Annotated in this window: 12 protein-coding genes and 1 other RNA gene; 8 read left to right on the top strand and 5 right to left on the bottom strand. The window is 43.6% G+C overall.

Going from position 1 to position 11,534, the window contains the following annotated elements:
• Window positions 1–3: 3 nt before the first annotated feature.
• The 7 genes from ACNAZ4_RS20180 to ACNAZ4_RS20150 all read left to right on the top strand — a co-directional run bounded on the left by ACNAZ4_RS20180 (window position 4) and on the right by ACNAZ4_RS20150 (window position 5,237).
• Entirely contained in the window at window positions 4–1,311 is a 1,308-nt protein-coding gene (locus ACNAZ4_RS20180) for a ribonuclease H-like domain-containing protein (protein ID WP_415817496.1), read from the top strand.
• A gap of 384 nt (window positions 1,312–1,695) precedes the next feature.
• Window positions 1,696–2,022, top strand: a complete 327-nt coding sequence (locus ACNAZ4_RS20175; protein WP_415817494.1) for a CotD family spore coat protein — start codon at window positions 1,696–1,698, stop codon at window positions 2,020–2,022.
• Window positions 2,023–2,136: 114 nt separating this feature from the next.
• Window positions 2,137–2,697 carry an SLOG family protein gene (locus tag ACNAZ4_RS20170; RefSeq protein ID WP_415817492.1) on the top strand — a complete coding sequence of 187 codons (561 nt, stop codon included), beginning with the start codon at window positions 2,137–2,139 and terminating at the stop codon, window positions 2,695–2,697.
• A 175-nt stretch (window positions 2,698–2,872) separates the two neighbouring features.
• Window positions 2,873–3,172, top strand: a complete 300-nt coding sequence (gene gpsB / locus ACNAZ4_RS20165; protein ID WP_415817657.1) for a cell division regulator GpsB — start codon at window positions 2,873–2,875, stop codon at window positions 3,170–3,172.
• Between the two features lie 83 nt (window positions 3,173–3,255).
• An RNA gene (rnpB, locus tag ACNAZ4_RS20160) (RNase P RNA component class B) lies at window positions 3,256–3,644 on the top strand.
• Between the two features lie 136 nt (window positions 3,645–3,780).
• Complete coding sequence (locus ACNAZ4_RS20155) at window positions 3,781–4,932, top strand: THUMP domain-containing class I SAM-dependent RNA methyltransferase (RefSeq protein ID WP_415817490.1); 1,152 nt, start codon at window positions 3,781–3,783, stop codon at window positions 4,930–4,932.
• Between the two features lie 137 nt (window positions 4,933–5,069).
• Window positions 5,070–5,237: a hypothetical protein gene (locus tag ACNAZ4_RS20150; RefSeq protein WP_415817487.1), complete on the top strand. Its 168-nt coding sequence runs from the start codon at window positions 5,070–5,072 to the stop codon at window positions 5,235–5,237.
• Between the two features lie 729 nt (window positions 5,238–5,966).
• Here ACNAZ4_RS20150 and ACNAZ4_RS20145 read toward each other — a convergent pair.
• The 5 genes from ACNAZ4_RS20145 to ACNAZ4_RS20125 all read right to left on the bottom strand — a co-directional run bounded on the left by ACNAZ4_RS20145 (window position 5,967) and on the right by ACNAZ4_RS20125 (window position 8,787).
• Entirely contained in the window at window positions 5,967–6,272 is a 306-nt protein-coding gene (locus ACNAZ4_RS20145) for a metal-sulfur cluster assembly factor (protein ID WP_415817485.1), read from the bottom strand.
• A 13-nt stretch (window positions 6,273–6,285) separates the two neighbouring features.
• Window positions 6,286–7,530 (bottom strand): hypothetical protein, encoded by a 1,245-nt coding sequence (locus tag ACNAZ4_RS20140; RefSeq protein ID WP_415817483.1) that lies wholly within the window; start codon window positions 7,528–7,530, stop codon window positions 6,286–6,288.
• A gap of 5 nt (window positions 7,531–7,535) precedes the next feature.
• A complete protein-coding gene (locus tag ACNAZ4_RS20135) occupies window positions 7,536–7,751 on the bottom strand; it encodes a DUF2249 domain-containing protein (RefSeq protein ID WP_415817481.1) in 216 nt (71 codons plus the stop codon).
• Window position 7,752: 1 nt separating this feature from the next.
• Window positions 7,753–7,992, bottom strand: coding sequence for a DUF2249 domain-containing protein (locus ACNAZ4_RS20130; RefSeq protein WP_415817479.1), 240 nt, complete (start codon window positions 7,990–7,992; stop codon window positions 7,753–7,755).
• 105 nt (window positions 7,993–8,097) lie between these two features.
• Window positions 8,098–8,787 carry a Crp/Fnr family transcriptional regulator gene (locus ACNAZ4_RS20125; protein ID WP_415817477.1) on the bottom strand — a complete coding sequence of 230 codons (690 nt, stop codon included), beginning with the start codon at window positions 8,785–8,787 and terminating at the stop codon, window positions 8,098–8,100.
• A gap of 220 nt (window positions 8,788–9,007) precedes the next feature.
• Here ACNAZ4_RS20125 and ACNAZ4_RS20120 point away from each other — a divergent pair, with 220 nt between their 5' ends.
• On the top strand, window positions 9,008–11,371 hold the full coding sequence (locus tag ACNAZ4_RS20120) for a nitric-oxide reductase large subunit (protein WP_415817475.1): 2,364 nt from the start codon (window positions 9,008–9,010) through the stop codon (window positions 11,369–11,371).
• Window positions 11,372–11,534 lie beyond the last annotated feature (163 nt).

Genomic DNA, 11,534 nt, shown 5'->3' with positions numbered 1-11,534 from the left:
AAAATGAGTTTAAAAAACAAATTGAACAGGCTTAAGCCACATATCAAGAGTGGGACCGATAACCCTGGACCGCCTGCAGCAAGCAGCACCATCCCGGGGAACGAAAAAGTGGACGTTAAATCAGTACCAGACATCCCATTTCTAGATATCTGGGAGAAGGAACATGTATCCCCCTTCTATTTTGATGACCAGTACTGTCTGGTCAGGGAGGTCGTCTATCCGCTCGACCACAAGCATGGCCACTATCAATTCAGCGATTTGCTCGAGGCTGTCTCCCTGTGGAATCAGGAACAGACCAAACACCCGCTTTCCGCTTCAGGCCATGCCGCAGGCGATCTTGTGTTTTTCGATACTGAAACAACAGGACTGGGCGGGGGAGCAGGGAATACAATATTCCTGCTGGGCCATGCCAGTGTTTCAGGGGAGCATGTAAAACTCAAGCAGCATATCCTGCCAGGTCCAGGTGCAGAAGTCGCTCTGTATCAGAGCTTTTTGCAAGATGTCGATTATACGACATTGGTTACCTACAACGGGAAGGCATTCGATTGGCCACAGGTCAAGACGAGGCACACTCTTGTCCGGGACCATGTCCCTAAGCTGCCATCCTTTGGGCATTTTGACTTGTATCATGCAGCGAGAAGAATGTGGAAGCATAAGATTGAGCGGATGAAACTCAGCATCGTTGAACAGGAAGTATTGGGTCTTGAGCGGAAAGATGATATACCAGGGTTCCTGGCGCCGATGATTTATTTTGACTTCCTCGAGAGGAAGGACCCTGAGGGATTGCTTGGTGTCATCAGGCACAATGAAACAGATATTCTTTCATTATTGACACTTTATACGCATTTGACTTTCCAGATACTTGGTCGTGATCAATCGCAAACAGCTAAAGAAACCTTTGAAGTCGGACGCTGGTTTTCCTATCTTGGCGATACGGAAAAAGCAAAGCAGGCTTTCAATGGACTAATAGCCGAGGGCAATGATCAGGAAATTTATGCGAAGCACGCACTTGCTTTTGAACATAAGAAACATAAAGAATGGCAGAAAGCCGTTCCCTTATGGAAAGAAAGTGCGGAGAAAGGCAGCGTGAAGCAGAAGAAAGAAGCCTGCATCGAGCTTGCCAAGCATTATGAACATCGGGAACGGGATCTTGAATTGGCTTTGAGATTTTGCCAACTTGCCGATGATCTTGTCAGGGAAGGGAAGCAGGCAACAAAAAAAGACATGGTTTTTAAGCAAGAGCTCGAAAAAAGGATCCAGAGAATTTCCCAGAAAGCATTTCCCGGGCAAGCGCAAAATTCGTCAAAATGATTCTATTTCAACAAGTTTCGCCATGTTATTTTTAATTGTAACAAAATTTTAACATTTAAATGCTCAAATCCTGTATTATCCTGTTGTATGTATGGTTCCGACATTGTAAAATGTAAAATTGTATGGTGTTAAAATCAATATAATTTTACGGGGCTGGTAAGATGTATAAAGCGGTTTTAGTTCTCTATTTTGTTGTCATCACACTTATTGCTGTTATATTCAGCGGTTTGAAGGACAACTTTTACACATTCCTTTAAGTGTTCAATAGTCGCATGCACTGCAAAGAATCTTGAAAAAATAGGTGTTTTCATTAGTACAAGACGCATGACTTCTTCATAGGCTGTTAATGTAAAGAATAAGTCTAAACGAAAGGAGTTATGCACTATGCACTGCAAGCCAACTAATGTTTTGCCAACAGTAGTTCATCCTACTAAATGCTGTGTTAACCATAATTTCATCAACAATGTGGTTCCGCATGTTCATCCATCACATACTACAAATGTAAACCACATCAATTATGACCATGTCCATTACTTCCCGCATACACAGTCGACAGTGAACCAGGTTACAAACCAGAACTTTTATGGCGGACCTGGTCCGGTTCCAGGCGGAGTAGCTCCAGGTGGTCCTAGGCCGCGCCCAGGATTTGGCGGCCCAATGGGATATGGCCCAGGAATGGGATACGGCCCAGGAATGGGATTCGGCAGATAAAGAAATGCAACAAGGGCTGAACAGCCCTTGTTTTTTTAAAAGTTAAAAGAAGTTATATAAATCATTAAAAGGGAATAACTTCAATATGACAAAGAATATTCAAAGGAGTCAACAATGGTTAAAGTAGCGGCGATATCCGGGTATAAACCTTTTGAAATCGGGATATTCCAGCATGACCATCCGGCAGCTGAATACATAAAAACAGCAATAAAGAAGACCCTTGTGCCACTAATCGAGGATGGCCTGGAATGGGTGATGATCAGCGGCCAGCTCGGTGTCGAATTATGGGCGGGAGAAGCCGTATTCGAGCTTCAGGATGAATATCCCGATCTAAAACTGTCAGTATTCACACCTTTCCTCAACCAGGAAGAAACATGGAAGGAAGCCAACAAGGAATGGTATGAATCTGTGTTGGCTGGAGCTGACCACGTGGATTCCATTACTAAAAAGCCATATGAGAAACCGTGGCAATTCAGGCTGAAAAATCAATTTTTCATTGAGAAAAGCGACATGCTCGTATTGCTCTATGATCCTGAAAAAGAAGGCAGTCCCAAATTCATTTATGAAACCGCAAAAAAATATCAGGAATCCCATCCATATGATACACAGTTGATCACTTTATACGATCTGCAAATGGTCGTGGAAGAGGAACAACTGAGACAGCAGGGATTTTAATAATAATGCTTGAACCAAATTAAATTCCCTGTTGAATGTGGCTGCTCCCGCGGAGAGCGAAGCGCCTGGAACGAAAATCAACAGTCATATTCAACAAAAAAAACAAGAAAATTGACAAATCCCCTTGTTTTTGAAAAAATAAGTGTGAAGATAGGGGTATATTGAGGTGAATGGAATGCTATCCGATAAAATACAGTTAACCGCTAAAGATATTTTAGAAAAAGAATTCAAACAAGCAATGCGTGGTTACAAGCCTGAAGATGTAGATAAGTTCCTTGATATGATCATCAAGGATTATGAAATCATGCAGCAGGAAATCGAAGAACTGCAGCAGGATAATCTGCGCCTGAAAAAACAGCTTGATGAGGCATCACGCCGCCCAAGTACGCAGGCAGCTGGCACAACTAATTTTGATATCCTTAAAAGGTTATCGAATCTAGAAAAGCACGTATTTGGAGATAAACTTTACGATTAATCCAGATTCTGCCAGTTTTTGAAATGTATTACCATTGCTTTTCAGCAGGAACTTACATATAATATTTTTTGTAGCTGTTAATAACGTTCGGGTAATCGCTGCAGTTCTGCTGCAGAGGAAAGTCCATGCTCGCACAGGCTGAGATGCCTGTAGTGTTCGTGCCTGGCCAATTCATAAGCCAGGGCAGTCGGGCTCATGCTCGGCTGACGGCCGGGAAAATGCCTAAGTCGGTAACGATATGGCATGAATACCTATAAAAGTGCCACAGTGACGGAGCCTTCCAAGAAATTGGAAGGGTGGAACGAGGTAAACCCCACGAGTGAGAAACCCAAACGATGGTAGGGGCACTTTCCTGGAGGAACTGAACGAAGGGAAGGACAGATGATTCTTCATCTGTAGATAGATGATTACCGCCGGAGTACGAGACTTTTGGTCGTTTGCAGTACAATGGTACAAAACATGGCTTACAGAACGTTATTAATGGGTTTGTATGAGTGTTTTTTTAAAGCTCTCCTTTTGCCAGGAGAGCTTTTTTTATGTATATTAAAGGTTATTGGGCAATTTAATAATGGGATACATAAGTATAATTGGACATAAAGGGTGAAACGATGAAGAATTTTGATATAATAGCCACCTCTGCAATGGGACTGGAAGCCATTGTCGCTAAGGAAGTGCGTGACCTTGGATACGATTGCCAGGTCGAAAATGGGAAGATAATCTATAAAGGTGACGCTCGCGCGGTTGCGAGAAGCAATATGTGGCTGCGTACTGCTGACAGGGTTAAAATCAAGATCGGGGAATTCAAAGCATATAGCTTCGATGAGCTCTTCGAAAAAACGAAGGCCCTTCCTTGGGAAGAATTCTTGCCGGAAAACGCGGAATTCCCTGTTTCGGGTAAATCAGTCAAATCCAAACTGTTCAGTGTTTCAGACTGCCAGGCAATCGTTAAGAAAGCAGTCGTCGAACGCTTGAGAACATCTTATAAGAAGACTGGATGGTTCGAAGAGAACGGCCCATTGTTCAAGATCGAGGTCGCTCTCCTCAAAGATGTTGCCACATTGACGATCGATACGAGCGGCAGCGGTCTTCATAAGCGTGGATACAGGACTGGCCAGGGCGAAGCTCCGCTAAAGGAAACATTGGCCGCGGCCCTGATCATGCTGACAAATTGGAATCCGGACAAGCCTTTCGTCGATCCGTTCTGCGGATCTGGGACGATTCCGATTGAAGCAGCACTGATTGGACAGAATATCGCGCCTGGCTTCAACCGTGAATTCATTTCGGAAGGCTGGGATATCATTCCCGATTCTCTCTGGGAGGAAGTTAGGATGGAAGCCGAGGATCTGGCGAATTATGACCAGCACCTCGATATCAGCGGGATGGATATAGACCACAGGATGGTGAAGATTGCTGAGGAAAATGCTTTTGAAGCAGGTCTCGGTGATTTGATTAACTTTAAGCAAATGCGAGTCCAGGATTTCACGACAAAAAAGGAATACGGTGTCATTGTCGGGAACCCTCCTTACGGTGAGCGACTCGGTGAAAAGAAGGCTGTCGAAGAAATGTACAGTCAAATGGGCAAAGCGTTTGCTCCGCTCGATACATGGTCCATCTATATGTTGACATCAAACGAGGATTTTGAACAAGTGTACGGAAAACCGGCAACGAAAAAACGCAAGCTTTTCAACGGGTTCATCCGAACAGACTATTACCAGTACTGGGGTAAACGACCGCCCCGGATTGATAAAGAAGAAAAATAACAACCACTAAACCAGATTTCCTCCTGTTATCAATCAGGAGGATTTTTTTTACGTTCATTTGGGGATTATTTTCAGGAATAATTGAGCGTTTTTGTGAATACAATAAATTCATATTTGCAAAGAATGGAGGGATGGCAATGAATTATTCTTTTGTTGATTTCCAGCGTATTTCAAAAGCACTTTCTTCTAGTACAGAGGCTTTGCGTAATGAATTCCCTTCTGATGATGTCCAATTGGCGGAATTGCAGGAAGCAGAAAACAATTTTCGTCGAGCATTGTCATTTGGCCTTTCAACTTCTAAATAAAATGCTAAAGAAACGCTTGGAATTTCAAGCGTTTCTCAGACTGTAGACAAACTCGATGAAAATCTAGCTTGTCTACAGTTTTTTGAGTTTGTGCTGAAATGGGGCTGTTGATTTCCGTTCCAGGCGCTTCGCGGACCTTAGGGGCCGGCGCTGAGCCTCCTCGTCGCCTCTGGCGCCTGCGGGGTCTCACCTGTCCTTCTGATCCCGCAGGACTTTGATTAAGCTTCCTTGAACCCGCCCACGCACGATGGAAATGCGTTAGCATTTTCGGAGGAGTCTACGCGCCTTCCACTCCAATCAACAGGATTCCTCAACATAGTGTGGAACTAACCATAAGTCTCATTAAAATAGATACATATAACGTTTAAGGTGATGAATAAGCTTTTGAGAAATAATCCAATCCAACGAGACCAATTAGAGAAGTTGCTTTAGAACAACTAGTACCTCAGGACCATTTAATCAGTAAGATGGAAGCAGCCCTTGATTTTTCTTCCATCTAAAACACTTGAAATGACAAGCGTTTCTTTTTTTAGGCTCTTTTCTCAAACTTTGTTGCTATTGCCTACAAAATAGGATTAAATTACCTAAGATTAGTCAAAAATTTACGCTTATTATGAGAAAATAGCTTGCAGACTTAGTACCGACATAGAAAATGACGATTATCACGTTAAAATCGGCTTTAGGATTTTAACAACAATCTTTACGAAAACAGCCTTTATTTGTCCCCAATCAAAATCCCTGAAGCCGTTTTTTTCCTTCCTCTGTCATCCGGTCCGGTGACCAGGCTGGCTCCCATGTCAATTGGACATCAGCGTGGTCTATTTCCTCCATGCCCTGTACACAATATTTAATGCCGCTGGCGATACTGTCATGCAGAGGACAGCCTGGAGTCGTCAATGTCATCAAAATTCTTGCTGTGCGGGGTTCTGGAACTTCAATATCATAAATCAGTCCTAAATCCACAACGTTGATGTTTAATTCAGGATCATATACTGTCTTTAGATTTTCCCTGATTTTATTTTGTAAATCTGTCATCTTGAATTCCTCCTTAAATCGTTAACACTTTGGCTATGATGTAGCTGAACAGGATTCCTGCCATTAATATCAAGCTTTGGCCAATATAGAAAATTGGCATCAGCTGGAGGAGGAATGAGATGATTAAGAGTACGGTTCCACCTGTGAACAAAATGAAGAGTGGAAGTGCCAGCTTTTCATCCATCAAATCTTTTAAGGCAGGTACTTTCTTTTTGCCGATTTCCTTGCTGTATTTATGTGTCCACCAGAGAAATGGCACGATTTTGTACAAGTATCCGATGATGCTGTAAGCAATCCAGGCGATCAAATACAATAAAAGGATAGGACCAGCCGTTTTTGCCAGCAGATGGGCAGAACTTGCTGCGAAAGCAGCCAGATGGATTGCTGCCCCGCAGCCAATCGCAAATAACGCGAACATAAAAGGGCGGTCCAGTTTCTTTTTCACGCGCTTTTCAATGATTATTTTGACATGCCAGCTAAAAATGATGAATCCTGTGAGCAGCAGAAAAGTTCCGGCGACTTCAAGAAAATGGCTGCCTGAAAAAAAGGAAGAAACCATCAGGATGATTCCGCTAAAGTATACGGTGAATACATAAGCAGCTGGCTTCATGGTAAACCCATGCGCAAGTGAGAACATCGGTACCATTTTATAAGAGAAGCCGAAAATCAACAGCGAGAACCATCCGACAGTCCCCAAGAGAATATGCGTCTTGAAGATGGCCTGGTAATAATCTTGAGCGAAGCCTGTTTTCATGCTTGTCACCAGTGTGATTCCTAATGTTATGGTCAAAAGGAGAGAGAATAGAGCACTGCCGACAAACAATGTAAGTATATTGGGTTTGGCCTGGCTTCGCAGCGTCATGAACATTTGAACAAGGAACATCAGTATGCCGGCTAATGTCAGGATTCCAGGAACAAGGGCATCCTGAGGACGAAGGTATAGCGCAGCTGCAAAGGTCAGAATTCCCAGGGCTGTAACGGTAAATTGCCAAAAACCGAATTTTTCGCTCCAGATGGGCGTCAGGAAAGCGACAGGGACGAGCTGGTACATTGCGCCCATCGCAACCATCAAGGCCCATCCGAGGACAAATAAATGGGCAGCAGACCAAATGGCTGGCAAGCGAAAGGTGCCTGTTATCAGCAAATCTCCGTTCAGCAGGATTAGCATCTGGGAAGAAATCAGCGCAAGCATGCTGAAAAGGATGAATGAAAATGGAAGTTTAATATTTGTCTCGTTGCCGCTGCTTTGCTGAAACATTTAAATCACCCCGCTTTTCGGGAAATCGTCACACGGTAACTTCCGTCTTCTTGTTGTTCTGTCAAATACAGATAGCCGAGTTCATCCAGCTGCTCGAACAGAAACATTGGTCTCCTGTCATTGATGATGATCAGTGTCTGTCCCCCGTCTAGCTCCTCCAGTGCAGCGAGCGTCCGCATCATTGGCTGTGGCGGCTCAAGCCCCCTATTATCAAGCATCATCTTATTTCCCTCCCGTTTTGGTGAAAGTGATTTTATAGTGCTTTGCTTCAATTTTTTCAACCTCATGTTCAAAGCCTTTTGCCTTTAGTACACCGTAAAGGGGCACAGGCTTGAATGGGGCGTGAAGGACGAGCACATCATTCACTTTCAACTCCCCGATTGCTTCCATGATTTTCTGGAAAGGCTCCAGTTTGTTATTGATATCTTCTCTGACATCCAGTTCGATCGTTCTTTTGTCCATTGGATTCAACTCCTCGATACGATAGTTGGTATAGATAAATGATAATCATTTTCAATATTTTCTTCCGTGATGTGAATCACTTAACAAGAGATTTTTTATCTGTGGTCAGAATAACTCCTGATGCAACTTTTCATGGTCAATCAGGTAGCATCCATCATGATCAACACTTATAAAATCTTTCTTCTTTAAATAATTGATCGTTCTGCTGACAGTTTCACGAGAGGTTCCAATCATGTTGGCAAATTCCTTATTGGTGAAATGGGTGGTCAGTTTAAAGCCATGTTCCAGCTTTTCACCATTCGTTTTGCAGAGCCGCAGCAAGAGCATGATGATTTGTTCGTACGTATTATGAAGGATTTGTTCTTCAAGCCGGGCTTGCAGATCAATGATTTTTTCTCCTAATACCCTGAATAATTTGATGGATAGCTCTGGATAGGCGACCAGGATTTCTTCGAATTTGGAAATTGGGACGACAATCATCTGTGTGTCTTCCATCATTTCCGCATGTGCTGGATATTGGCCCTTTCTAAAGAAGCCGGCATGAGGGAACATTTCTCCTGTCTCCAGAACGGAAACGATTTGTTCTCTTCCGGATGAATCTGTTTTATAAATCTTCACCTTTCCTGAATGGATGAAGAATACACGGTCAAGCGGGTCGCCCTGCATGAACGCATACATCTTATTTTTAAAGAACCGGGGCTGGGCAATTTCAATGATCGGATCGAGCTCCTCCGGGGATAATTCTTTAAAGATCGGAACGGCCTTTAACTGCTGCCTGATTTGTGATATATGCATATTAATCTGCTCCTTATATGTGTTTAAGTTTCTACTATAGATTTTATCAACTGTTTCTGGACCGCTAAGTGACCTGAATCATATTTTGACGTTTTTATGAAAATAATTCTCAGTACTGTGGGAAATATCACACCTGCTACATGAGGTAGTTCACAAACTCTAATTTCGTTTCGCATTATGATTAGCTTGTAAATCAAATTAGGAAGGGGATGCAGGGAAGATGGAAATCCAGCATGGGACATCCACAACGGCAGTGGTCAAGAAAAATAGAAATTCACTGCTCAAATCTGTACTCATTATTACTTTATTATTAAGCTTCACAGTACTCCTGACAGGGGGTTACTGGATTTTTAAAGAAATGGCTCCGAGGCCGCTTGAAGTCACCAGCGAAAAAGGGGAGGTCATTTTAACGAAGAAAAGCATTGTCGGCGGGCAGGCAGTATTCCAGAAATATGGCCTGATGGATTATGGAACAGTACTTGGACACGGATCCTATATGGGTCCCGACTATACTGCAGAGGCCCTCAAAATTTACACAGAAGGGATGCAGGACTTCAGGTCACAGGAGAAATTCGGGAAAGGCTTCAGTGATTTGAACAAGGATGAACAGAACATCATCCGAGAACGAGTCAAGAAGGAAATGCGGGAGAATCGCTATGATCCCGATAAGGATCATCTGGTGTTGACTGATGCGCAAATATACGGACACCAAAAGGTGAAGGAATTTTACCATACTATTTTTACAAAGGGTGACAATTGGGGTCTTAAGGCAGGCTTGATCCAGGAGAAGCATATGCCGGACGGAAATCGTGCCTGGGTTGCTAAAGGGGACCAGATTGAACAAATCTCTGATTTCTTCTTCTGGACCGCGTGGTTATCAAGTACACAAAGACCAGATGATAATATCACTTATACAAACAACTGGCCGTATTATGAAGACGCAGGAAACACGATGTCATTCTCAGCCGTCTGGTGGAGCGGTGCAAGTGTTACCTTATTGGTTTTATTTGTAGGCTTGATCCTGTTTGTATTCTACCGCTACCATCTTGGTATGCAAGAGGCATATACTGAGGGCAACTTCCCTCGAATTGATTTGAAGAAGCTGCCGCTGACTTCTTCGCAGAAGAAAACAGCCAAATACTTTGCGATTGTATCAGTACTATTCTTTGTACAGTCGATGTTTGGGGCATTGCTGGCACACTATTATATTGAACCTGAGAGTTTCTTCGGAATGAAATGGATCCATGAGATCCTGCCTTTCAACATAACAAAAGGTTTCCACTTGCAGCTTGCGATTTTCTGGATTGCGACAGCGTGGCTTGGAATGGGAATTTTCGTGGCACCGCTTGTAGGAGGACATGAGCCGAAACGCCAGGGATTGCTTGTCGATATCCTGTTCTGGGCATTGGTCGTCCTTGTCGCAGGCAGCATGATCGGCCAATGGCTTGGTGCTAACGGATACCTGGGCAACAATTGGTTCCTGCTTGGCCATCAGGGCTGGGAGTATCTCGAACTTGGCCGTATCTGGCAATTCATACTCGCTGTCGGCATGCTGATCTGGTTGTTCATCGTATTCCGTGGCATCAAGAGCGGATTGAAGCGTGAGTCTGACAAAGGTGGTTTGATTCACCTGTTATTCTACTCAGCAATCGCTGTCCCAGCATTTTACTTCTTTGCCTTCATGATCAACCCGGGTACACACTATACCTTTGCCGATTACTGGCGCTGGTGGATCATCCATCTATGGGTAGAAGGGATTTTTGAAGTATTCGCAGTCGTTGTCATTGGTTTCTTGATGGTCCAAATGAAGCTTGTGACAAAGAAATCGACTGTAAGGGCTTTGTACTTTCAGTTGATCCTGCTGATGGGAGCAGGTGTCATCGGAATCGGCCACCACTACTATTACAACGGATCAGCTGAAGTATGGATCGCTCTGGGCGCAGTCTTTTCAGCACTTGAAGTCATTCCATTGACTCTGTTGATTTTAGAGGCATATGACCAGTATAAAATGATGCGTGACGGCGGAGTGGATTTCCCTTACAAAGGCACTTTCTGGTTCTTGATTTCCGTAGCAATCTGGAATCTGATCGGTGCAGGCGTGATGGGCTTCCTGATCAACCTGCCGGCTGTCAGCTTCTTTGAACATGGACAGTTCCTTACTCCGGCTCATGGCCACGCTTCAATGATGGGCGTTTACGGCATGTTTGCAGGAGCGGTATTGATCTACTCACTGCGCAATATCGTCAAGCCTGAAAAATGGAGCGATAAATGGGTTAAATTCATCGTCATCATGCTGAACGTCGGATTGGCAGGAATGGTATTCCTATCCTTGCTTCCGGTAGGTTACCTTCAGATAAAAGAAGCCTTCTTCAATGGATACGCTGCTTCCCGTTCAGCTGCATTCCTGCAGCAGGATACAGTCCAAATGCTGCTGACTTTGAGGGCCATTCCGGACACGATATTTTTGATCGGTGTTGCTGCCCTGGCGGTATTCAGCGTTAAGGCACTATTTAATCTTAGAAGTGTAACCCACAAAGAAGAAGAGAAGCTTCCGGTCAAAGACCTGGCAGTCGAAGAGGAATAAACAAAGAAACCGCAAAGCGAGCCGGCATTGCGGTTTCTTTACTGTTTAGCGTACAATGTCAAATACTTTTTTAAGTTTTTTGGGTAACTCAAACACACTTACCGTAAATTCTATTTTTTACCAGTAACAATTAACCAAGTTTATTAAAAACAGATGCCATCTT

The organism is Mesobacillus thioparans (genome assembly GCF_965138835.1).
GTDB lineage: Bacteria > Bacillota > Bacilli > Bacillales > Cytobacillaceae > Mesobacillus > Mesobacillus thioparans.
The sequence above is the reverse complement of the archived record's forward strand: the minus strand, read 5'-3'. Positions and strand labels throughout refer to the sequence as shown.

Excerpts from the sequence above, each read along its gene's own strand:
- ACNAZ4_RS20120 (WP_415817475.1), top strand. The coding sequence starts at position 9,008 with ATGGAAATCCAGCATGGGACATCCACAACGGCAGTGGTCAAGAAAAAT.
- ACNAZ4_RS20130 (WP_415817479.1), bottom strand. The coding sequence starts at position 7,992 with ATGGACAAAAGAACGATCGAACTGGATGTCAGAGAAGATATCAATAAC.
- ACNAZ4_RS20140 (WP_415817483.1), bottom strand. The coding sequence starts at position 7,530 with ATGTTTCAGCAAAGCAGCGGCAACGAGACAAATATTAAACTTCCATTT.
- ACNAZ4_RS20150 (WP_415817487.1), top strand. The coding sequence starts at position 5,070 with ATGAATTATTCTTTTGTTGATTTCCAGCGTATTTCAAAAGCACTTTCT.
- ACNAZ4_RS20155 (WP_415817490.1), top strand. The coding sequence starts at position 3,781 with ATGAAGAATTTTGATATAATAGCCACCTCTGCAATGGGACTGGAAGCC.
- gpsB (WP_415817657.1), top strand. The coding sequence starts at position 2,873 with ATGCTATCCGATAAAATACAGTTAACCGCTAAAGATATTTTAGAAAAA.
- ACNAZ4_RS20145 (WP_415817485.1), bottom strand. The coding sequence starts at position 6,272 with ATGACAGATTTACAAAATAAAATCAGGGAAAATCTAAAGACAGTATAT.
- ACNAZ4_RS20170 (WP_415817492.1), top strand. The coding sequence starts at position 2,137 with ATGGTTAAAGTAGCGGCGATATCCGGGTATAAACCTTTTGAAATCGGG.
- ACNAZ4_RS20180 (WP_415817496.1), top strand. The coding sequence starts at position 4 with ATGAGTTTAAAAAACAAATTGAACAGGCTTAAGCCACATATCAAGAGT.
- ACNAZ4_RS20175 (WP_415817494.1), top strand. The coding sequence starts at position 1,696 with ATGCACTGCAAGCCAACTAATGTTTTGCCAACAGTAGTTCATCCTACT.
- ACNAZ4_RS20125 (WP_415817477.1), bottom strand. The coding sequence starts at position 8,787 with ATGCATATATCACAAATCAGGCAGCAGTTAAAGGCCGTTCCGATCTTT.
- ACNAZ4_RS20135 (WP_415817481.1), bottom strand. The coding sequence starts at position 7,751 with ATGATGCTTGATAATAGGGGGCTTGAGCCGCCACAGCCAATGATGCGG.